Annotated in this window: 23 protein-coding genes and 1 riboswitch; of the genes, 4 read left to right on the top strand and 19 right to left on the bottom strand. The window is 41.6% G+C overall.

All coding sequences use genetic code 11. The features are described 5' to 3' along the window. Positions 1 to 5 precede the first annotated feature (5 nt). The 5 genes from purF to purC are packed head-to-tail and all read right to left on the bottom strand — an operon-like array spanning position 6 to position 5,338. Complete coding sequence (gene purF / locus ORH16_RS06080; RefSeq protein WP_265457152.1) at positions 6 to 1,445, bottom strand: amidophosphoribosyltransferase; 1,440 nt, start codon at positions 1,443 to 1,445, stop codon at positions 6 to 8. After that, a complete protein-coding gene (gene purL, locus ORH16_RS06075; RefSeq protein WP_265457150.1) occupies positions 1,430 to 3,661 on the bottom strand; it encodes a phosphoribosylformylglycinamidine synthase subunit PurL in 2,232 nt (743 codons plus the stop codon). The genes purF and purL overlap by 16 nt, the downstream gene beginning before the upstream one ends. After that, on the bottom strand, positions 3,662 to 4,339 hold the full coding sequence (gene purQ, locus ORH16_RS06070) for a phosphoribosylformylglycinamidine synthase subunit PurQ (protein ID WP_265457149.1): 678 nt from the start codon (positions 4,337 to 4,339) through the stop codon (positions 3,662 to 3,664). A gap of 1 nt (position 4,340) precedes the next feature. Then, positions 4,341 to 4,595, bottom strand: coding sequence for a phosphoribosylformylglycinamidine synthase subunit PurS (gene purS / locus ORH16_RS06065; protein ID WP_265457147.1), 255 nt, complete (start codon positions 4,593 to 4,595; stop codon positions 4,341 to 4,343). 29 nt (positions 4,596 to 4,624) lie between these two features. Beyond that, entirely contained in the window at positions 4,625 to 5,338 is a 714-nt protein-coding gene (gene purC / locus ORH16_RS06060) for a phosphoribosylaminoimidazolesuccinocarboxamide synthase (RefSeq protein ID WP_265457145.1), read from the bottom strand. A 235-nt stretch (positions 5,339 to 5,573) separates the two neighbouring features. Between purC and ORH16_RS06055 the strand changes: the two genes are divergently transcribed. Further along, positions 5,574 to 5,942: a hypothetical protein gene (locus ORH16_RS06055; protein ID WP_265457142.1), complete on the top strand. Its 369-nt coding sequence runs from the start codon at positions 5,574 to 5,576 to the stop codon at positions 5,940 to 5,942. A gap of 116 nt (positions 5,943 to 6,058) precedes the next feature. After that, positions 6,059 to 6,292, top strand: coding sequence for a lipopolysaccharide assembly protein LapA domain-containing protein (locus ORH16_RS06050; RefSeq protein ID WP_265457140.1), 234 nt, complete (start codon positions 6,059 to 6,061; stop codon positions 6,290 to 6,292). 42 nt (positions 6,293 to 6,334) lie between these two features. Here the strand turns inward: ORH16_RS06050 and purB are convergent, their stop codons facing one another. The 9 genes from purB to ORH16_RS06005 form a co-directional block, all read right to left on the bottom strand. Continuing rightward, positions 6,335 to 7,633 (bottom strand): adenylosuccinate lyase, encoded by a 1,299-nt coding sequence (gene purB, locus ORH16_RS06045; RefSeq protein ID WP_265457138.1) that lies wholly within the window; start codon positions 7,631 to 7,633, stop codon positions 6,335 to 6,337. Between the two features lie 30 nt (positions 7,634 to 7,663). Continuing rightward, positions 7,664 to 8,791: a 5-(carboxyamino)imidazole ribonucleotide synthase gene (gene purK, locus ORH16_RS06040; protein WP_265457136.1), complete on the bottom strand. Its 1,128-nt coding sequence runs from the start codon at positions 8,789 to 8,791 to the stop codon at positions 7,664 to 7,666. Next, positions 8,775 to 9,263, bottom strand: coding sequence for a 5-(carboxyamino)imidazole ribonucleotide mutase (gene purE, locus ORH16_RS06035; RefSeq protein WP_265457134.1), 489 nt, complete (start codon positions 9,261 to 9,263; stop codon positions 8,775 to 8,777). The genes purK and purE overlap by 17 nt, the downstream gene beginning before the upstream one ends. 187 nt (positions 9,264 to 9,450) lie before the next feature. Then, the gene (locus tag ORH16_RS06030; protein WP_265457769.1) at positions 9,451 to 10,752 is read right to left on the bottom strand and encodes a nucleobase:cation symporter-2 family protein; all 1,302 of its coding nucleotides are present in this window, start codon (positions 10,750 to 10,752) and stop codon (positions 9,451 to 9,453) included. Between the two features lie 3 nt (positions 10,753 to 10,755). After that, entirely contained in the window at positions 10,756 to 11,337 is a 582-nt protein-coding gene (locus ORH16_RS06025; RefSeq protein WP_265457132.1) for a xanthine phosphoribosyltransferase, read from the bottom strand. Between the two features lie 102 nt (positions 11,338 to 11,439). Next, positions 11,440 to 11,537: riboswitch (purine riboswitch) on the bottom strand. Positions 11,538 to 11,601: 64 nt separating this feature from the next. Further along, a complete protein-coding gene (locus tag ORH16_RS06020) occupies positions 11,602 to 12,285 on the bottom strand; it encodes a hydrolase (protein ID WP_265457131.1) in 684 nt (227 codons plus the stop codon). Between the two features lie 20 nt (positions 12,286 to 12,305). After that, entirely contained in the window at positions 12,306 to 12,929 is a 624-nt protein-coding gene (locus tag ORH16_RS06015) for a glycoside hydrolase family 73 protein (protein WP_265457129.1), read from the bottom strand. A gap of 14 nt (positions 12,930 to 12,943) precedes the next feature. Next, complete coding sequence (locus ORH16_RS06010) at positions 12,944 to 13,747, bottom strand: M15 family metallopeptidase (protein WP_265457128.1); 804 nt, start codon at positions 13,745 to 13,747, stop codon at positions 12,944 to 12,946. Continuing rightward, a complete protein-coding gene (locus ORH16_RS06005) occupies positions 13,744 to 14,277 on the bottom strand; it encodes a hypothetical protein (RefSeq protein ID WP_265457127.1) in 534 nt (177 codons plus the stop codon). The genes ORH16_RS06010 and ORH16_RS06005 overlap by 4 nt, the downstream gene beginning before the upstream one ends. 210 nt (positions 14,278 to 14,487) lie before the next feature. Here ORH16_RS06005 and ORH16_RS06000 point away from each other — a divergent pair, with 210 nt between their 5' ends. Beyond that, entirely contained in the window at positions 14,488 to 15,444 is a 957-nt protein-coding gene (locus ORH16_RS06000) for a Gfo/Idh/MocA family protein (protein ID WP_265457126.1), read from the top strand. A gap of 90 nt (positions 15,445 to 15,534) precedes the next feature. Here ORH16_RS06000 and ORH16_RS05995 read toward each other — a convergent pair whose 3' ends face one another. Continuing rightward, positions 15,535 to 16,491, bottom strand: a complete 957-nt coding sequence (locus tag ORH16_RS05995; protein ID WP_265457125.1) for an aromatic acid exporter family protein — start codon at positions 16,489 to 16,491, stop codon at positions 15,535 to 15,537. Positions 16,492 to 16,610: 119 nt separating this feature from the next. On the opposite strand from ORH16_RS05995, the gene ORH16_RS05990 reads away from it, so the two are divergent. After that, on the top strand, positions 16,611 to 17,210 hold the full coding sequence (locus tag ORH16_RS05990) for an FUSC family protein (RefSeq protein ID WP_265457123.1): 600 nt from the start codon (positions 16,611 to 16,613) through the stop codon (positions 17,208 to 17,210). Positions 17,211 to 17,282: 72 nt separating this feature from the next. Here the strand turns inward: ORH16_RS05990 and ORH16_RS05985 are convergent, their stop codons facing one another. The 4 genes from ORH16_RS05985 to ORH16_RS05970 form a co-directional block, all read right to left on the bottom strand. Continuing rightward, complete coding sequence (locus tag ORH16_RS05985; RefSeq protein ID WP_265457121.1) at positions 17,283 to 18,416, bottom strand: sodium ion-translocating decarboxylase subunit beta; 1,134 nt, start codon at positions 18,414 to 18,416, stop codon at positions 17,283 to 17,285. 3 nt (positions 18,417 to 18,419) lie between these two features. Next, positions 18,420 to 18,536 carry an OadG family protein gene (locus ORH16_RS05980; protein WP_265457119.1) on the bottom strand — a complete coding sequence of 39 codons (117 nt, stop codon included), beginning with the start codon at positions 18,534 to 18,536 and terminating at the stop codon, positions 18,420 to 18,422. Between the two features lie 300 nt (positions 18,537 to 18,836). After that, positions 18,837 to 20,315, bottom strand: a complete 1,479-nt coding sequence (locus ORH16_RS05975) for a flotillin family protein (RefSeq protein ID WP_265457117.1) — start codon at positions 20,313 to 20,315, stop codon at positions 18,837 to 18,839. A 25-nt stretch (positions 20,316 to 20,340) separates the two neighbouring features. Further along, positions 20,341 to 20,865 (bottom strand): hypothetical protein, encoded by a 525-nt coding sequence (locus ORH16_RS05970; protein WP_265457115.1) that lies wholly within the window; start codon positions 20,863 to 20,865, stop codon positions 20,341 to 20,343. Between the last annotated feature and the right edge of the window lie 97 nt (positions 20,866 to 20,962).

The raw sequence follows: 20,962 nt of genomic DNA, 5'->3' as shown, positions 1-20,962 counted from the left end.
TCTCTTTAATAGAATGAAACATGTTCCTTCAATGACGCCACGTAACGATCTGCATAATCATATAATGGTGTTGGATAATCGCCGTTAAAATAGGCCATACACAAGCCAGAATAAGGCGCATCAAAATTTAGGCCAATCGCATCAATTAATCCCTGCTCACTTAAGTAACTCAAGCTATCAGCAGTAATCACATCGCGAATTTCATCAACTGTATGATTAGCGGCAATCAATTCTTTGCGGGTTTGAATATCAATCCCGTAAAAACAAGGATAACGCAATGGGGGTGACGCAATTCTGACATGGACTTCTTTTGCGCCGGCTTCTTTCAATAATTGCACAATACGCTTACTGGTCGTGCCCCGCACAATCGAATCATCTACCATGATGACCCGTTTGCCTTCAACAACGCCCCGAACCGCTGAAAGTTTCATCCGCACACCCTGCTCCCGCAGTTCTTGTGTCGGCTGAATAAAAGTTCGGGCAATGTATTGGTTTTTCACCAAGCCCATTTCATAGGGAATTCCGCTGGCTTCAGCGTAGCCACTGGCAGCTGATAAAGAAGAATTCGGCACGCCCACTACCATATCAGCTTCGACTGGTGCTTCTTCGGCTAAAATGCGGCCCATATTTTTTCGTGCAGTGTGGACGTTAACACCGGCAATATTTGAATCCGGACGGGCAAAATAAATGTATTCCATCGAACAAATGGAATGCTGGGTATCCTCGGTGTATTTGTCATAATGAATCCCCTCATCATCAACAATTACAATTTCACCTGGATTGACATCCCGAATAAATTCCGCACCGATTACTTCTAAGGCACAGGTTTCAGAGGCAATTACGTAGGCGCCGTTTTTCATTTGACCAATTGATAATGGCCGAAATCCGTTGGGGTCAAGAGCGGCAATCATGCAGTCTTCCTTCAATAAAAGATAAGCAAAGCCCCCTTTGACTTGGTTCAACGCTTCTTTTAATTGATCCAAAAATTCCCGTTTAGGACTGGTGCGAATCAGGTGCATCAAAATTTCCGTATCGGAATTAGAATGAAAGATGGCGCCGAGTTTTTCTAAATTTGTTCTTAGCGTTTTGGCATTGGTCAAATTGCCATTATGGGCCAAGCCAACTGAGCCGTCGTAAAATTTAAATAAAAACGGCTGGATATTATCAACACTGCCATTGCCGGCAGTCGCATAGCGGACATGCCCGATTGCAGCATTCCCTTGCAAGCGGTCTAAAATTCTTTCGTCTTTAAAAACTTCTGATAACAGCCCTAAATCACGATAGCCATCCAGCTTCCCTTGATGATTGGCAACGATACCTGCCCCCTCTTGCCCTCTGTGTTGCAGGCTATGGAGACCAAAATAGGTGACGCGGGCAGCATCTGGGTGACCCCAGACGCCAAACACGCCACATTCTTCATTTAGACTTTTTACTTCATAAGACATGGAATAGCTTCCTCCCAAAGTTGGTTCGCTTCCTTAGTCGCAACATCAATTAAGCCGTCTTCGGCAGTAAGTTTAATTTGTGGCGTTTGAGTAACTTTACCAATTAAAGTCATTGGTACTTTTTCCGACTTCAACAAGTCTTCAAAAGCGGTTTGATTTTCTGGCGCCACTGAAATCACAAAGCGAGATTGGGTTTCAGAAAAAAGATTCGCTTGAGGTATAGAAATGCTGGCATCCACCCCTAAATTATTTTTGAAGCTGGCTTCGGCGATGGCAACAGCCAAACCGCCTTCAGCACAATCATGGGCGCTAGCAACTAAACCAGCTTGAATCGCTTTTAAGACAGCTGCCTGATTGGCTTTTTCGACAGCCAAATCAAAGTCCATCAAACGGCCTTCAATTTTGCCTAATTGCATTTTTTGCAATTCAGAACCGTTAAAATCAGCTTTAGTGTCGCCAATTACATAAACTAAGTCATCGGCTTTTTTAAATTCCTGTGTGGTAATATCTTCTAAGTTTTTAATTAAACCAACCATGCCAATCATCGGCGTTGGGTAAATCGCTTTGCCGTTTGTTTCATTGTACAAAGAAACATTTCCAGAAATAACCGGTGTATCCAACATACTACAAGCCGTAGAAATACCGTCAGCAGAGGTCCATAATTCCCAGAAGCCTTCTGGTTTATCTGGTGAACCGTAATTTAAACAGTCGGTAATCGCTAAAGGCTGGCCGCCACTAGCGACAATATTTCTGGCAGCTTCTGCTACTGCAATTTGTCCGCCAACTTCTGGATTCAAATACAAATAGCGGGCGTTACAATCAGTCGTCATTGCTAACGCTTTATTCGTGCCACGAACGCGTAAAACAGCCGCATCGCTACCTGGGCGCACTACAGTGTTCGTGCGAACCTGTGAATCATATGTTTCATAAATCATTCTCTTAGAGGCAATCGTAGGTTGTTGCAATAAAGCCATCAACGTTTGTGAGGCATCAAAAATTGCTGGTTTAAAATCATTCATTTCAGCGAATTCCTGAATGCGGGCAGGCTCTTTGCGTTCTTTATTGTAAACCGGCGCATCTTCTGCTAAAGCGTCAACTGGTAGATTCGCTACCTCAACGCCTTTGTGGAATAAGCGATACAAACCATCATCGGTTACTTCACCGATGGTTACCGCATCTAAGTCATATTTTTCAAATAATTCAACCACTTCGGCTTCATGCCCCTGCTCGACACAAATTAGCATTCTTTCCTGTGACTCAGACAGCATCATTTCATAAGGGGTCATATTGGTTTCCCGTTGCGGCACGTCATCTAAGTACAATTTCAAACCAGAACCGGCCTTTGAAGCCATCTCTGAACTTGAAGAAACTAAACCGGCGGCTCCCATGTCTTGGATGCCGACTAAAATATCAGCATGATCTAATATTAATTCTAAGCAGGCTTCTAATAAAAGTTTCTCCATAAAAGGGTCGCCAACTTGGACAGCCGAACGTTGTTGTTCTTCCCCTTCAACAAATTCTTCCGAGGCGAAGGTCGCACCGTGAATGCCATCCCGGCCAGTTTTAGCACCGACATACATAATCGAATTGCCAACACCTTTGGCTTGACCCTTTTGAATATCTTTATGGTCAATTAAACCAACACACATTGCGTTGACTAAAGGGTTTCCTTCATAACAAGGGTCAAAGGCCACTTCACCGCCGACTGTCGGAATGCCGATACAATTTCCGTAGCCGCTGATACCGTGAACCACTTCTTCTAATAAATATTTTGTGCGGGCATTGTCTAATTCACCAAAACGCAAAGAATCTAAAACAGCGATCGGTCGAGCTCCCATACTAAAAATGTCACGGATAATGCCGCCAACACCAGTAGCCGCACCTTCATAAGGTTCGACTGCCGATGGATGATTGTGGCTTTCAGCTTTAAAGACAACCGCCTGATTGTCGCCGATATCCACAATACCCGCACCTTCTCCCGGTCCTTGCAAAACTTGCGGACCGCTTGTCGGAAATTTTCTAAGAACGGGTTTGGAATTTTTATAAGAACAATGTTCGCTCCACATTACCGAGAATAAACCCGTCTCTGTGTAATTGGGTAAACGGCCGAGGATATCTTCAGAAATCATCCGATATTCTTCATCAGTCAAGCCCCATTGTGCATAAATCTTTTGATCTTTAATTTCTTGGCCAGTTGGTTCTGTGATTGTTTTCATTTAAGCTGTGACCCTCCCGAAATTTTTCAGCATTGACGCAAAGAATTTTCTGCCGTCCTCTGAACCCAATAGACTTTCCATCGCCCGTTCTGGATGGGGCATCATGCCCATCACATTGCCGGCTTTATTGGTGATGCCGGCAATTGCTTCGACACTCCCGTTAATATTTTCACCGTCATAAGTAAAGACAATCTGATTGTTAGCTTTTAATTCCGCTAAAGTCGCTTCGTCACAATAATAATTGCCATCGTTATGAGCAACGGGAATCTGAATCACTTCACCGGCTTCATATTCGGAAGTGAAGTTCGTTTGATTATTTTCAACTTTTAAAGGAACTGTTTTGCAGATAAAATGTAGCGAATCATTTCTTCTTAAAGCCCCTGGCAATAAACCAGCTTCTGTTAAAACTTGGAAACCATTGCAGGTCCCAAAGACTGGTTTGCCCTCTTCAGCAAAGCGCACCACTTCTGACATGATGGCAGAAAAGCGAGCAATCGCACCACAACGGAGATAGTCACCATAGGAAAAACCTCCGGGTAATAAGACGCCGTCAAATCCAGCTAAGCTCTCTGCATCATGGCGCACGTATTCAGCATCGGCTCCCATGATATCTTTGATTGCCCATAACATATCCATATCGCAGTTTGAACCAGGAAAAACGATCACTGCAAATTTCATGTTAAACTTCCTCCAATTCAGCAATTTCGTAACGGTAGCTTTCCATATTGACGTTAGCTAATAATTTATCACAAACTTCTTCAATCATCGCTTCAACAGGACGGTCGCTTTTCGCTACTTTCATTTCAAAGTATTTCCCAATCCGAATCTCTTCAATTTCTTCATAGCCCATCCGATGGACTGCACCCTTCACGGCTTCTCCTTGAGGGTCTAAAACTGAATCCTTGTATGTAACATAAACTTTAACGAAATACATGAGTTTGCTCCTTTTATTGTGTAATTGATTTATTGTGAAATTTTTTCTAAACGATCTAAGACTTCTTGATAGACGGGAACTAAATCCCCTAAGTCACGGCGGTAAATATCTTTATCCAAATGTTCACCAGAATCTATATCCCACAAACGACAAGTATCGGGAGAAATTTCATCTGCTAATAAAATTCCGTCTTCTGTGCGACCGACTTCAATTTTAAAATCGATTAATTGAATGCCGATGTTTTTAAATAAATTAAGCAACGCTTTATTGACAGCAAAAGCAATCGTTTTGATTTGATCGATTTCTTCTTGCGTGGCGATGTCTAAAACTAAGACATGGTCATCATTAATCATTGGATCATCTAAGGCATCTTCTTTGAAATAAAATTCGAGGATAGGAAAGTTTAAAGGTGTTCCTTCAGGGATTGCTAGGCGTTTTGAAAAACTGCCGGCAGCTACATTGCGGACGACAACTTCAAGGGGAATAATGTCGACCTTTTTTATTAATTGTTCGGTTTCTGAGAGGATTTCTTGGAAATGATTGGGAATATTGTTTTTGTTTAGCTCATCAAAAATACGGCTGGTAATCTGATTGTTCAGTTGGCCCTTTCCTTGAATCGCATCTTTCTTGACACCGTTTAAAGCTGTTGCCTGATTCAGGTATTCAACCCATAGGATATCAGGGTTATCCGTACGATACAGTTTTTTGGCTTTGCCTTCATATAGCAGTTCCAATTTTTCCACGGGTGGTTTGCTCCTTTTTCATCAATTATTTCTAAAAACACGAAATATTTTCTGCCTACATTGTAACAACGGAAAAAATCTTGGTCAACGATTTTCTTTACGTTTTAATAATTCTATTAGAAAAACGTTCGTGTTTTAGCCAAAGTAAAAAGCAGACTTGTTATGGTAACGTTTACTATACTTTCTGGATATGATATAGTACCAATAGAATTGCATTTGCGGATGGAGGATTTGGATGAATAATTCGTGGCAAACGGCTCAGGAATTTTTACAAAGCTTAGCGGATGAAGAAAAAAATCGCTTATATAATGATCTGTTGGCGATTTCACGGGTCCATGAAAAAAATCAAGATGTCAAACATTACTCTTTGCGAAAAATTCGCCGCGCCAGTCATCGGCTGTTTAGCGACAAGAAAAAACATTTTGAGTACAAAAATGATAATCATTGCCTAGTGATTGAACAAATTCAAGAACAGCATTGGCTGAAGACCTGCTACAATCTGACGGTCTCCTTTGATGATCAGGACTTGAACATGGCCTTTGTGGAGTCTCTAGAAAAAGAACTCCGGAAAAACATGTTGGACAACAGTTTACAACCTGCATAATAATAATCATTTCGCCAAGCCTGTCAGCTAAAGTTGCAGACTTGGCTTTTTTGTTAATCAAAAAAATTGCGCCTTCCTAAAGAGTCCGCTAAACTTTTCTTAAAGGTGGTGTAAAAATGGAACGTGTCAAAAAATTTCTAACCATTAAACGCATTATTGGGATTGTGGTGAGTCTTTTTGTAATTGTTTTTGCCTTTCAAAACTGGAGGCCTGTGACCATTGATTTTATTTTCTTCTCCATCCGCTGTCCCCTCTTAGTACTGATTTTAATCCTGTTTATCTTAGGGATTGCGATTGGCTGGCTGATGAAGCGTAAGGATGTTAAAACTGCGGCTAAAGCCCGTAAATAAAAAAATTGCGCCCTCAGCTAGCTAGCTGAAGGCGCAATTTTTTTATGCTCCTAAACCGACCCGATCAAAAATCACGTCGACATTTTTTAAATGATGATGATAATCAAAGGCGTCATCTAAATCTGCCTTGGTTAAAACATCCATAATTTTAGCATCTTCTTCTAATAACGGTCGGAAGTCAGTTTGGTTATCCCAAGCTAAGGCTGTCTTCGGCTGAACCAAATCATAGGCCTCTTCTCTAGTCATGCCACTGTCAATTAATTTTAGCATCACCCGTTGGCTGTAAATCAGGCCAAAGGTAGCCTGCATATTTCGCTGCATATTTTCCGGGAAGACTGTCAAATTTTTGACAATATTGCCAAAACGATTCAACATATAATCCAATAAAATAGTGGTATCTGGAATGATAATCCGCTCCGCTGACGAGTGGGAGATATCTCGTTCATGCCAAAGGGAAACATTTTCATAGGCAGTCACCATATGTCCACGAATCACACGAGCTAAGCCCGCCATATTTTCTGACCCAATTGGGTTGCGTTTGTGGGGCATTGCAGAAGAGCCCTTTTGTCCTTTGGCGAAAAATTCTTCGACTTCGCGGGTTTCTGATTTTTGAAGGCCGCGGATTTCCGTGGCAAATTTTTCAATGCTCGTTGCAATTAAAGCCATAGCGGCAAAATATTCTGCGTGCAAGTCTCTTGGTAAGACTTGCGTTGAAATATCCTGCGGGCGAATGCCTAATTGGGTACACACATAGTCCTCGACAAAAGGCGGAATGTTTGCAAAAGTCCCAACGGCACCAGAAATCTTGCCGGCTTCCACCCCTTTGGCTGCATGTTCAAACCGTTCAATATTGCGTTTCATTTCAGAATACCACAGGGCTAATTTCAAACCAAAAGTCGTTGGTTCAGCATGGACGCCATGAGTCCGGCCCATCATCACCGTGTATTTATGTTCTTTGGCTTTTGCGCCGATAATTTCTGTGAAATTTTTCAAATCTTGTCGCAAAATGTCATTGGCCTGTTTCATCAAATAGCCATAAGCTGTATCAACCACATCGGTACTAGTTAATCCATAGTGAACCCATTTACTTTCTTCCCCAAGGCTTTCAGAAACTGCCCGGGTAAAGGCCACCACATCATGGCGGGTAGTTTCTTCAATCTCTAAAATGCGTTCAATATCAAACGTCGCTTTTTCACGAATTTTTTTGACATCCTCAACGGGAATTTCACCTAATTCAGCCCACGCCTCATCTGCTAAAATTTCCACCTCAAGCCACGCTTGATAACGATTTTGATCTGTCCAAATTGCTCCCATTTCTGGGCGAGTGTAACGCTCTAACATCTTGTCTGCTCCTTTATTATAAATAAAATATTAATCCCAAATTTTTGTTTGGTAAACCTCTTCCAAGGTTTCTTCGACATTGTCCGTTAAAATGGTGATATGTCCCATCTTGCGACCCTTTTTTGCTTCGGCTTTGCCATAATAATGAAATTGCCAAGCAGGTTTTTGCGAAATTAAATTGTAGGTTTCTAACAAAGCTTCTCCTAAGACATTGACCATCACGGCACTCTCTAGTAATTGGACTTCAGGCAACGGCCAATTGCAGATGCCGCGAATATGCATATCAAACTGACTGACGTTGCAAGCTTCAATTGTATAATGCCCCGAATTATGCGGCCGGGGCGCCAATTCATTAACGTAGATGCCGCCATTTTTTGTTAAAAACATTTCCACTGCTAAAACTCCCGATAAATCTAAGGCTTCGGCGATTACTTTGGCAATCCGCTGAGCTTCTTCAGTGATTTCATCATTGATGCGAGCCGGTGCAATAGTTTCATGTAAAATATTGTTGCGATGGATATTTTCAACAACTGGAAAAACTTGATAGTCTTCACCGTTACCAGCTACCATCACGGAAATTTCTTTTTCAAAGGGAATCCATGCTTCTAAAACACAAGTTCCTTTACGGAGTAAATTCATGCCTGAAGCTAAGTCGCTGGAGCTATAGATAACGTGCTGACCTTTGCCATCATAACCGCCTCTTGTAGTTTTCAAAACACAAGGGTAACCGATGCTATCAATTTCATCTAGAATATCTGACGGATTGATAATCGTCGCATGGGGTGCAATGATAATATCATTTTCTTCTAAAAAAGTTTTTTCTAAAATACGGTCTTGGGTGATTGCTAATAAGTCTGTTCCTTGAGGTAGCGGAACAATTTCTTCGACGGCTACTAGGGCAGCCACATCGACATTTTCAAATTCATAGGTCACGACATCTGAGCGTTTGGCCAATTTTTCAAGGGCTGTGATGTCACTGTATTCGGCTTTTATTTGCCAATCAGCCACTTGCGCTGCCGGACAATTTTCCACCGGATCTAACACTCCAACCCGAAAGCCCATTTCTTTGGCGCTGATCGCCATCATTCTGCCTAATTGGCCGCCACCGACAATTCCGATAACGGCGCCGGGCAATAATGCTTTATCCAAGTTGATCACTACTTTCCAGCACTGCTGCTGTCATTTTTTTGCGTTTGTCTGAGATTCTTTCAGCAATATCTAAATCATACATGGAAAGCATTTGGGCTGCAAGCAAGCCGGCGTTTGTAGCACCGGCTTTTCCGATGGCAGTGGTCGCTACCGGTACACCGCCGGGCATTTGAACAATTGACAATAAAGAATCCAAGCCGTTTAATGTTCGGGATTGCACCGGCACGCCGATGACTGGCAATGTTGTTTTTGCCGCGACCATTCCCGGTAAATGAGCTGCTCCACCAGCACCAGCGATGATCACCTTAATCCCTCGCTGACGAGCATTTTCTGCAAAGGAAAACATTAAATCTGGCGTTCGATGGGCTGAAACTACTTTTTTTTCATAGGGTATTGCTAATTCTTCGAGACTTTCACAGGCGTGCTTCATGGTTTCCCAATCTGAAGTGCTACCCATAATTACTGCAACTTGTGGCGTCATGTTTTTCGCTCCCTTTACTTATTCATCCATATTCTAGCAACAATCTATTTAGCTTGTCAAAATAATATCGAATGTTTTATAAATAAAAATAAAAATTGTTCGTAAATTTTCCGATGAATTTTCGTTGGAAAATTTTTTTAGAAAAAAATCACCCTCTGAACTGTCAGAAGGTGAAGCGAAATTAAATTTAAACGTGACTAGTTTCACTGAAATCCGGCGCTTCATCTTGCACGCCATTAAATATCAAATTTAAAATGATTGCAGCAAAACTTGACATCACAATACCGTTACCAGCAAACATTTGGACTGTTTCCGGCAATTGGACAAAAATTTGCGGCATCACATTGAAGCCCAAGCCAAAGCCAAGAGACACAGCGATAATCAATAGATTTTTATCGTTGGCAAAATTAATTTTTGATAGCATCCGCATCCCTTGAACAGCAACCATCCCGAACATCACCAGCATGCCACCGCCTAAAACTGGATCAGGAATGATTTGGGCCAAGGCACCGATTTTCGGAAATAGGCCGAGAATAATTAAAAAGATAGCCGAAAAATAAATTGGTTTTTTGGTTTTAATACCTGACAGCTGAACTAAACCAACGTTTTGAGAAAAACCCGTATAAGGAAAAGTATTGAAGATACCACCAAGGATTACAGCTAATCCCTCTGCCCGATAACCTTTTTTTAATTCAGTTTCACCGATTTTTTTGCCAGTGATATCCCCTAAGGCAAAATAAACTCCAGTAGATTCAACCATGCTGACAATTGAAATGATAATCATCAATAAAATAGACCAAATATCAAAGGTCGGCATGCCAAAATAAAAGGGCTGCGGCAAATGGAAGACCGGTGCTTCGCCAATGGCGCTAAAATCCACCAGACCCATGAGAATCGCAATGACCGTTCCGCCAACTAAACCAACTAAAACGGCAATCGAACGTAAAAAGCCTTTTGCAAAAATCTGCAACAATATAATCAATAAAATTGTAATAAATGCTAAAGCCAAAAAGCTTGGGTCACCAAAATTTGCTGCTGTTGCGCTACCGCCACCCATTTTTTCAATGGCAACGGGAATTAAAGTCAAGCCAATTGTCGTAATGACTGTCCCGGTGACAATCGGCGGAAATAGTTTTTTCACCTTAGAAAAAACACCGGCAATCAACACTACAAAAATACCCGCAACAATTATTGCCCCATACATCGCACCAATACCCTTTTGGCTACCGATAATAATCAATGGTGCAACTGCTTGAATGGCACAGCCTAAAACAACCGGCAGACCAATCCCGAAAAATTTAGTGACTGTTAATTGCAATAAGGTCGCCACGCCACACATAAAAATATCAATTGAAATTAGATAAGTCATCTGCTCTTGATTAAAACCTAAGCCTTGGCCGATTAATAAAGGAACTGCAACAGCTCCGGCATACATCGCCAATAAATGCTGTAACCCTAAAACCGCTGCTTTTCCATTTTGTCTTTCCATCAATTAAGCATCTCCTTCTAGGAATTCTACTGTGCCATCTTTAAAGCCGCTGATTCTCGCTAAACTAACTACTGGCAAACCCATATCTTCAATCAGCTGGCGGCCGCCTTGGAAGGATTTTTCAATTACGATGCCGATGCCGACAACCTCTGCTCCGGCTTGCTGGCACAATTCAATCAAGCCTTTAGCCGCTTGACCATTGGCTAAGAAGTCATCAATGATTAAGACCTTATCTGTTTCATTTAAAAATTTTTTTGAAATCGAAACCGTGCTGGTGACCTGCTTAGTAAAGGAGTAGACTTCAGCAGTCAATAGCTCTTCATTCATCGTTAAGCTTTTTGCTTTGCGGGCATAAATCATTGGCACCTGCAATTTTTGCGCGGTAAAAATAGCTGGGGTAATCCCAGAGGCCTCGATGGTCACCACTTTGGTAATCTGCTGACCTTTAAAAGCATCCGCAAAAACACCGCCAATCGCCGCCATCAAATTGGCATCGACTTGGTGAGTTAAAAAGCTATCCACCTTCAACACATCTTGATTTAAAACTAAGCCATCTTTTTTGATTCTCGATACTAGCTCTTCCACTTTTTTCCTCCTTGGAAATTTTCTCGTTAAAATTTACTAAATCAAAATAATTACAAAAAAGGCCCCGCTCTGCTACTTCTTAAAGTAAGCAAAAAAAGCGTGGACCGTCCTTTTTTTGCTTATAGTCCGGTGTTTACGGCACCAGGTAGAGACTGTCAACCAGATTTTGACGATATACAAGCAGTGATTTAGTTTTGAATAAAAGCTATTATGAAATTATATAACAAAAAAAGCAAGAAATTTTCTTGCCTTTTTAGCATTTTTTCATTTTAAATTTTCTTTCTCCTGTTTGCGGTACTTTTCCATCTTATAGCTAAAGAGGTCTCCGCTTGATGGTGGCGTATAAGTAATCGCATTTGCACCCGCACGAATTGTTTCTAAAATATTTTCATCATTAGGTCCACCGGTTGCAATAATTGGCAGCTCCGGATATTTTTTTCGGAAGTGAGCGACTGTTTCTGCTGTCTCTTTACCGGCACTAATATTGATAATTGTGACGCCGGCCTTCAATTTTTCTTCAATTTCGGTATAAATTGAGGTCACCGTCGCAATAACGGGAATATCTACAACTTTACAAACTTCGATAACCGTATCTAAAGGCGTTGGGCCGTTTAAAACCACGCCTAATGAGCCCTGCGCTTCAGCAAACATACTCATGTACATACTGCGAGTACCTTGTGTAGTCCCCCCGCCAACTCCAGAGAAAACAGGAATATCGGCTGCCTCAATAATACTTTTGGTAATTGCCGGATGAGGCGTAAAAGGATAGACAGCAATGACTGCATTGGCATCTGTATTGCGGATAATAGCGATGTCTGTCGTAAAAATAATCGATTTAATTTTTTTCCCAAAAATTAAAATGCCGCTGGCTTCACGAATCACTTCAGGGACTCGCACCAAATCTTGTTTTAGTTCTGTCATAATTTCAGGAACTTTTTTCTTGTCCATGCTGCCACTTCCTTTCAATTTTAAATTTCATCATACTGACTTAATTGGTTTTCTTCAATCACTGCAATAATTTTTGCAGCATAATCAGGATCCGTTGCGTACCCTGCTGTCTGTAAGGCAGCAGCGGCTTCTTGGTAAGTTTGAGCTGCTAAGACTTCAGCGTACAAACTTGGATTCCAAGAAACGCCGTTCACAAATAATTGCGTGTGGTCGTCAAGGGATTCATTCCAATCGTTATAGACACGAAAATCCCCTTGAATAGTAATCCACTCTTCATTAACAAATTCCATTGTCTCCAATGTGACTGAGGATTCCCCTTCTGATGCTTTGATACCAAAAAGATTATGATACTCGCTCGCTAAAGAGCTTTGACCCCAATCGGATTCTAAAATCGCTTGTCCCAAAATAATGCTGGGTAAAATGCCATATTGATTGTGTAGTTCTTGGGCGTGCGGTACTAAAGTATTTATAAACTCAGTATGACTGACTTCCACCGGATCTTCACTAACCGTTTCTGGCGCTGCGGTGGCCAAAGAAAAAATCGAATACAAAAAAGCAGACCCTACCACGGACAGTAAAAAAATAGTCATAATGATTTTTTCAAGCGTCAGATTTTGTCCCGACCTGCGGACTTTTCTTGCCATAAATTCTCCGTTCCTTAATTAAATAAAGCTAAATATTCTTCCAAGGTTAAATTGTGACTAGTGATATACTCGGCTGAGTCCACACCAACATAACGCAGATGCCACGGCTCATAAGTAATACCGGTAATATCCTCCCGACCTTCAGGATAGCGGATAATAAAACCGTATTGTGCACAATTAGCGGCTAGCCATTGAGCAGCCGGTTGTTCCCCAAAAAGCGGATCCAACATATCGCTAGCATAATTAGAATAATTATTATACCAATCGCTGTCAACTACATCGATTGCCAGACCAGTATGATGCTCGCTATAACCTGGCTGGGTGACTTGAACATTCGTTTCTTCAACGGCCTGTTCATAAGAAATATTTTCTTCACTCATCCGTCGATTCACCGAAGCATCGTAAACCTGTTGCTGATCAGCAACAGAACGAAAAGCGGACACAACCACTAACGGATAACCGGCAGCCTCAGCAGCACTTGCCAATTGGTTGTAGGCATCGACAATGCGGCTATCCACCTCTTCAGAGCCTGAGATGGCTGTCAGCTGATCGGCCGCTACTTCTTCAATTATTTGATTATTAGGACCAACTAAAACTAAATCCCAATCCGTTGGCGAAACAGCCGGTAAATCACTAGCTGATGGTGTCTCGCTGGTGGAAGTGGTTGTAGAATCACTGGTGGCTGTGCGTTGCTGATTGGCAACAATCGTCGTGCCCTGGGTCCAGAGAAAAATTTGCGACCCTAGAAAAAGGGCGCCGATAAACGCTCCTAAAAAAATAAATCCAAAAACAAAACGTTTCTTACTCAGTTTCTTCAACTAACTGCCTCATCATCTTTCGTATAGGTTTCCACTAGATTTTCATTCACCCAATCCAGTAAAGGTACTTCGGCTTTTTCAATTTGTTGTTGAATCATCGAAGGTAAACGGAAACTTAAAATATCATCATAGCCCCATTCGCCGTATTTTACCGTAACGCGGATATTAATGAAAGGATTTACCTTGGGGCTTTCTTTGGCAGGCGCAATTAATTCGACTTCGGCTAAATCCCCCGCCAACCATTTTTTAGCAATTGCCGTTTTGATATGGCGATATTCCTGAACAGCGGTGTTACGTTTTTCAGGAAATAAAATTGTTTGCCGCAGGACCTTTTGTAAAACGAGCCACTCGTAATCAGTGAATAAATTTTTAATCTTCTGTAGGTTTTCAGCCGATAAATTCACCTGCCCTTCCTTCCAGTCCAACCAATTCTTTTCTGTGATAGCTAATTGTTCAGTATAAAACTGAACCTCTGATTCAAACTCCTCTAAAATTGTACTTAAGACAATTCTGACATAAACTTGATGCATAGCTTTTCCCTCCAAACGAAATGAAATTCTTTTTCCCCAGTGGGTCTCATTATTATTATAGCGATTTTTAACGAAAAAACATAATATTGCCAAAAAATCCTACAGGCTTATTGTTTTTTTAACTCTTAAAAATTGCTATACTGAGACTGACGGATAAACAAGCTACTTTATCTGAAATCTATCAAAATAAAGAATCTGAGGTGGCGTATCGTGAAAACTTATCAATGGGGTATTGTTGGCTTAGGAGGCATTGCCCGAGATTTTGCAACGGACTTTCAACAGGAAAATAGTCGGCTGGTTGCAGTTGCATCCCGCTCTTTAGAAAAGGCGCAGGCCTTTGCAGCTGAATTTGGCATTGAACAGGCCTATGGCAGCTATCAAGACATGCTGAGCAATCCTGATATCGACATTATTTATGTGGCGGTGCCAAACAAACAGCACATTGACCATATCTTACAAGGTTTAGCAGCCGGCAAACATATTTTATGTGAAAAGGCGATTACCATGAATAGCCGTGAATTGACTGAAGCGATGGCTTTAGCGGAGGAAAAACAATTAGTTTTGGCCGAGGCGATGACAATTTTTAATATGCCGCTCTTTGAACGCTTAAAGAGTATCATCGATGCTGGTCGCCTTGGCAAAATTAAAATGATTCAAGCACCCTTTGGCAGTTATAAAGAGCCCGACCCGACCAATCGTTTTTTTAATCCCGATTTAGCTGGTGGTGCCCTTTTAGATATCGGCACCTATGCTGTTTCTTTTGCCCGCTATTTCCTTTCAGCACAACCAAAAGTTATTGCATCTTCAATGGTTCCTTTTCCCACTGGTGTCGATGAGCAATCGGTAACAATTTTGCGCAATCAGCTGGATGAGATGGCCAGCATTACCTTGACCTTCCAAGCAAAAATGCCCAAAATCGGCATTATCGCCGGAGAGAATGGCTACATTACAGTGGCGGATTATCCCCGGGCAGATCAAGCGGAAATTTTCTTTAATGATGGCGGCAAAGAATTTATTGAAGCCGGTAGTTCGCAAATGGCTATGAATTATGAAATAAGCAACATGGTGGACTTTATTGAAGGCAACAAGCCGAATCGCTCGCTCTTTCTTACACGAGATGTGATTGACATCTTAGACCAGATGCAAACGACTTGGTCACAAAACTAAAAAAACTTTAAAAACAGTCGCACGACCTTAGCTCTTGGAGTTTTTTCCAAAGCTAAGGTCATGCGACTGTTTGCTTGTCGTACTAAAGCATTAGTCTTCGAGCTTGCCGGCAAATTCAGCTTTAACTTCAATAAAGCTCTTAAAGGATTGTAAGAATTGAAAAAGTTCTGCTCTTTTTTCAAATTCATCCCGGGTTTGCGGTAGCGCCATCATCCGATAATCATCTAACACTTCAGCAATCATTGCTAAAATCGTTTGCCCATCATTATTTTGTGCAAAAGTTTTGGCGGTATAATTCAATAAAAACTGCATATTCTCGCCATGCTGTGGCGCAACTTGGATTTTTTTCAGACAGTCAATCATCTCTGCTAAAATTTTTCCCTGGGCCCGTCGCATCGAAAAATAATCGCTGTAATAAAAATTGGGGGTGAACCATTGATTTTCTTGAAAATTTTGAGCCTGCTCTTCGGCTTTACGGATAAAGCGGGCCAACTCTTGATACTTTTCATCAATCCCCGTCAAACTGCCCTGCTGAGAAATTCCCTTGGCCATCTCCCGCAAAATTTCTCGAAACCCCGCTTCAATTTCCTCTTGGTTCATCTTCAATTTTTTTTCGACATTTGGCATGTATAAATTCATCAATAGAGCCAAGCCAACTCCGATAATCATCAGGGCAAACTCATTAGCAATCCAAGGCCAGCTAAGACTCTCTTCTATCAGATAATGAGTGACTAGCACCGAGCAGACCACAATCCCATCAGCTAAGCCAAAGCGGACGGTCAAAGGAATGTATAGCAATAAATAAATGCCAAATGCCCAAGTCGTATAGCCAAACAGAGTGAAACAAACACCTGCCACAATCGTCGCCAATGTCAATGCCAATAAACGGCTAATACCGGTAAATAAAGAACTGCGTTTTGTATTTGTTAAGCTGAGGACTGCGATAATTCCAGCTGCAGTTGTGTATTGCAGGCCTAAGCCTGAAGCCAAAAAAATCGCCAATGTTGCGGAAACGGCGGTCTTAATCGTTCGTAAACCAATTCTCACAGCGTCACCTCCTGCAAAAATTATACTAAAAGCTTTCTTTAAAAACTAGCAATTCTCAATAGTTTTCGATAGTATAAAGAGACAGGTAGCTTTTTACCGCAAATTTGAAGGGTGATTTTATGCATATTGGCAAATTTCGTTTAGGCCTAAGAACGATTAAAAGTGCTGTGGCTGTCATGATTTGTATATTGGTTTTTCATTTCGTCGATGGCGGCCAGCCATTGATTGCGGCTTTAGCAGCTGTATTTTCTTTGCGGCAAGATTTATCGACGAGTCTCTCCTTTGGTAAGTCCCGTATCCTCGGCAACAGTCTGGGAGGGCTGCTAGCCATTTTCTATTTTGTCATTAAATCTTATTTTGAATATGATTTTTTAGTGGAACTATTTTTACTGCCGGTCCTAGTCGCCCTGTGTATCGTCATTTCTGATGGGATTAATAATAATTCAGGCATCATTGCTTCCATCGCCACGCTATTGCTAATTTCTTTGAGCATTCCCCAAGGTGAATCGGCGTTTTACGCCCTTTCCCGAGTAATCGAAACCTTTATCGGCACCTTTATTGCGATTGCGATTAACTTTTTTGGTCAGCCAAAAGTTGTCGAACAAAAGGCCGAATTAGAAGAAGATTTAGCCCAATTGAAAATAAAAGAAGCTGCATTAAGTCAGCAGCTAGAGGAAGTTAGAGGCAAGATTAATCAACAAGACCACGAAGAAAAATAAACTAAAACGGCTAATGGTTTTCTTTTTTTAGAATTCCATTAGCCGTTGATTTGTGTTCAAAACCTAAACTAGTTACCCGCCAAAGAAAGCCAAAAGGACGCCAGCGGCAATGGCAGAGCCAATCACACCCGCCACATTTGGGCCAACTGCATGCATTAATAAATAATTACTTGGGTCAGCTTTTAAGCCCTCTTGATGAACAACTCGAGCAGCCATAGGAACAGCCGAAACACCGGCAGCACCAATCATCGGATTAATTTTTCCTTTGGTGATTTTACATAAAAGCTTGCCGAATAAAACGCCGGCAGCCGTGCCAATCGCAAAGGCAAACAGGCCAAGGAAAATGACCTTCAACGTCGTTGCGGATAAAAATAAATTGGCTTCAGCCTTCGCTCCAACTGTCAAACCTAAGATAATCGTCACAACATACATCAACGTATTTTGAAGTACCTCGGCAATTCGCGGAACCACAGCGGATTCTTTTACTAAATTCCCCAGCATCAATGAACCAATCAGCGTTGCAGCTGTCGGTACGACCAATGCAACAAAAATTGTCGTGAAAATTGGAAAGACAATTTTCTCAGTGCGACTAACTTTCCGCTGTTGCGACATCTTTATTTTCCGTTCTTTTTCTGTAGTCAACGCTCGAATAATCGGCGGCTGGATGATTGGCACCAGCGCCATGTAAGAATAAGCTGCTAAGGCAATTACTGAAAGTAGGTGCGGCGCCAATTTTGTTGTTAGAAAAATGGCAGTCGGTCCGTCAGCTCCACCAATAATCCCCACTGAGGCCGCCTCCATACCGGTCATTCCCAGCATCAAAGCACCAAAGAAGGCCGCAAAAATCCCAAATTGAGCCGCCCCGCCTAGCAGTAAAACAATCGGATTGGCAATCAAGGGGCCAAAGTCAATCGTTGCACCTAAGCAAAGGAAAATCAGTGGCGGATAAATCCCTAGCTCAGTTCCTTTGTACAAATAATATAAAAGTCCGCCGGGATTGTCCCCTAATGGCCCGGACATTAAGCCGGCCAGCGGCAAATTTACCAAGAGAATACCAAAGGCAATCGGTAAAAGTAGATATGGTTCATATTCTTTTTTGATGGCCAAATATAAAAAGACACAGGCCAAACAAATCATAAATAAGTGCTTCCAAGTTAAATTGGCAAATCCAGATGTTTGAATTAATTCATTAAAAACGTCCCCCATGCGCTAATCCTCCCCAATCAATTTATGCATTAAATAAATGCCACCCCATAATGCCGCTAAAATGCCAAAGACTACCAACATTGAAACCAGCGTAATCTCTAAGCCCTGCAATAAGTTCATTTTCATCCCTCCTGCATCTAATGAAATAAACATTTTTGATTTTTACCAATCAAATTATGTAACAAGTGACTAAACTGTTTAACTTGTGAAAACCTTTACTTAAAGTATAACAATAAGTCCAAAAAAATAGTAGTTGTGGTAGGAGTCTTTTTTACAGGGAATTCAGGGAAAGTAACTTGGATTTGCTTTTGATTCCGCTTAGGCTTCAAAAGCAAATCCTCGGCTCACTCCCATTACTTTTCAGCAATGTAGTTACTTCGCTTTTTCTGTATTGACTTCTATCACAACCACCAGCTGATTTTATTCAGCGCCATCGGTTGAGTCAGTTGGCTCATTTAAATTAAAATTGGTACCGCCCCGTTTGGAGAAGTTTTCGATTAGTTCACGGACATCCAAACCAGTTGTTTCTTTTAAAGTTTCCTGTGTGCCAGCTAATAAATTAGTCGCATAATTGGTAATTTTATTAGCGCCACTATTAGGTCCTTCAGAACCGCCTGTGTCGACAACCGTAATCTTATCGATGTTCCCCAATGGCTGAGCTGCTTCTTTCATTAACTCAGGCAAGATTTCTAAAATCATGCTCAAGACAGCTGCTTCGCCATATTGCTTGAAGGCGTCGGCAATTTTTTGTTTGGCTTCGGCTTCAGCTTTCCCTCTTAATAAGGTCGCTTCTGATTCAGCTTGCCCAGCTAAGCGGGTTTTGTTCGCTTCGGCTTCGGCTAGCGCTTCAATTCTAAAACGCTCGGCTTCGGCTTCGGCAACATCTTGAGCTTTTTTCGCTTGGGCTTCTTGTTCCATCGCATAACGATCCGCATCGGCTTTTTTCTTAACCTCAGAATCGTATTGTTTTTCTCGCCGGGTAATTTCTTTTTCTTCCAGCTCGATTTGTTTTTGCCGCTCGATGACTTTGACTTCCATCTCTTGTTCGATAACTTCTTGTTGGGCCCGAGCACTTTCCAAGTTATAGGCTTGGTCGGCTTTGGCTTTGGCAACGTCTTGGGCTTCTTTGTAGGTCGCTAATTTTAATTCTTTTTCTTTAGCGGCTTCGGCAATTTCAGTTTGCCGTTGCAATTCAGCCTGTTGCGATTCTTTTTCAGCTTCCGCTTTTTTAATTCTAGTTTCTTTTAAAGCTTCGGCTTCAGCGATATCGGCATCCCGTTTAACTTGGGCAATCCGTGGTTTACCTAGAGAATCTAAGTAGCCATTTTTATCCCGAACTTCTTTAATCGTAAAAGATACGATAATCAGCCCCATTTTGGCTAAATCCACAGAAGCCACTTCCTGTACGCTTTGGCTAAATTTGTCACGGTTTTGGTAAATTTCTTCCACTGTCATTGAGCCTAAAATCGAACGCAAATGACCTTCCAAAACTTCGCGAGCTTCATTTTCCAATTCTTCTCGGGTTTTGCCTAGAAATTGTTCCGCTGCCGTTGCAATTTCTTCAACTGAAGAACCGATTTTAATAATTGACGTGCCGTCACACATAACCGGAACCCCTTGCTCGGTGTAGACCTCAGGCGTAGACACATCCAGTTTGCTGGAAAGCAAGCTGATTCGATTTGACCGTTGGAATACCGGCAAAACAAATGCACCACCGCCTCTGACGATTTTGATTTTATTGCCCCGTTCATCAGCATGAACATTTTTTGTTCCTAAATAACTCCCGCTGATAATCAGCGCTTCATCTGGTTTTGCTGTTTGGTATTTGGAAACAAATACGACTAACAAAATCAATAAAATAAAAACAACGATGGCAATTGGTATAATAATTCCTGCCATTTTTTCTCCCCCCATCTTTTTTATTCTATATAGGCAAACTTCCTTGATAAGGAACTACATAGCATACTCTTTCTTTGACCTCAATAATCAGTACCTGTGACCCTTGCAGTGCCTCGGTCTCCTGCGGCTCAAAAAAGGCCGCTGGTCGACTTAAAGAACCGGTCACACTTTTAAATTGAATCTCCCCCATTCCTTTAATGGGAATTGGTGTAATTACTGTCGCAACATTGCCCTCCATATCTTTTTCAGAAATCGAGATAGTCGATTCAGCCCGCCGCATTGGTAGAATAAAATAAAAATTCAGCAGGAAGACTAAAATCGAAGCTAAGATACCCGCGCCAATTAAAATAACGAAGCTGTTGAGGGCTGTTAATTTTTCACCCAGGTAACCAAACAAACCTAAAAAGGCAAACCAAGGAATCACTAAAATCGGATCAATCGGGCCATCAAATTCAAATATGTCCCCAAAAATCAGCATCACCATCGCCAACACAGCACAGATAATCAATAGATAAAAATAAATGCTCTCAAAAGAAATTCCCGCAATCATCCTGCCACCTCCTTAGTTCTCTTATAAATAATAATACCAATAAAAAACTGAAAAGCCTAGAAAAATCGTGAATTACACGTGATTTTTCTAGGCTTTT

It is taken from the genome of Enterococcus sp. HY326, assembly GCF_026157065.1.
In the GTDB taxonomy this organism is placed as follows: Bacteria; Bacillota; Bacilli; order Lactobacillales; family Enterococcaceae; genus HY326.
The sequence above is the reverse complement of the archived record's forward strand: the minus strand, read 5'-3'. Positions and strand labels throughout refer to the sequence as shown.

Bases quoted from the DNA above. Each gene is read 5' to 3' on its own strand.
- ORH16_RS05985 (WP_265457121.1), bottom strand. From the start codon at position 18,416: ATGGGGGACGTTTTTAATGAATTAATTCAAACATCTGGATTTGCCAAT.
- ORH16_RS05990 (WP_265457123.1), top strand. From the start codon at position 16,611: ATGCATATTGGCAAATTTCGTTTAGGCCTAAGAACGATTAAAAGTGCT.
- purE (WP_265457134.1), bottom strand. From the start codon at position 9,263: ATGACGCCACAAGTTGCAGTAATTATGGGTAGCACTTCAGATTGGGAA.
- ORH16_RS05975 (WP_265457117.1), bottom strand. From the start codon at position 20,315: ATGGCAGGAATTATTATACCAATTGCCATCGTTGTTTTTATTTTATTG.
- ORH16_RS06030 (WP_265457769.1), bottom strand. From the start codon at position 10,752: ATGGAAAGACAAAATGGAAAAGCAGCGGTTTTAGGGTTACAGCATTTA.
- purB (WP_265457138.1), bottom strand. From the start codon at position 7,633: ATGTTAGAGCGTTACACTCGCCCAGAAATGGGAGCAATTTGGACAGAT.
- ORH16_RS06005 (WP_265457127.1), bottom strand. From the start codon at position 14,277: ATGCATCAAGTTTATGTCAGAATTGTCTTAAGTACAATTTTAGAGGAG.
- ORH16_RS06055 (WP_265457142.1), top strand. From the start codon at position 5,574: ATGAATAATTCGTGGCAAACGGCTCAGGAATTTTTACAAAGCTTAGCG.
- ORH16_RS06015 (WP_265457129.1), bottom strand. From the start codon at position 12,929: ATGGCAAGAAAAGTCCGCAGGTCGGGACAAAATCTGACGCTTGAAAAA.
- purQ (WP_265457149.1), bottom strand. From the start codon at position 4,339: ATGAAATTTGCAGTGATCGTTTTTCCTGGTTCAAACTGCGATATGGAT.
- ORH16_RS05980 (WP_265457119.1), bottom strand. From the start codon at position 18,536: ATGAACTTATTGCAGGGCTTAGAGATTACGCTGGTTTCAATGTTGGTA.
- ORH16_RS06020 (WP_265457131.1), bottom strand. From the start codon at position 12,285: ATGGACAAGAAAAAAGTTCCTGAAATTATGACAGAACTAAAACAAGAT.
- ORH16_RS06050 (WP_265457140.1), top strand. From the start codon at position 6,059: ATGGAACGTGTCAAAAAATTTCTAACCATTAAACGCATTATTGGGATT.
- purL (WP_265457150.1), bottom strand. From the start codon at position 3,661: ATGAAAACAATCACAGAACCAACTGGCCAAGAAATTAAAGATCAAAAG.
- purF (WP_265457152.1), bottom strand. From the start codon at position 1,445: ATGTCTTATGAAGTAAAAAGTCTAAATGAAGAATGTGGCGTGTTTGGC.
- ORH16_RS05970 (WP_265457115.1), bottom strand. From the start codon at position 20,865: ATGATTGCGGGAATTTCTTTTGAGAGCATTTATTTTTATCTATTGATT.
- purS (WP_265457147.1), bottom strand. From the start codon at position 4,595: ATGTATTTCGTTAAAGTTTATGTTACATACAAGGATTCAGTTTTAGAC.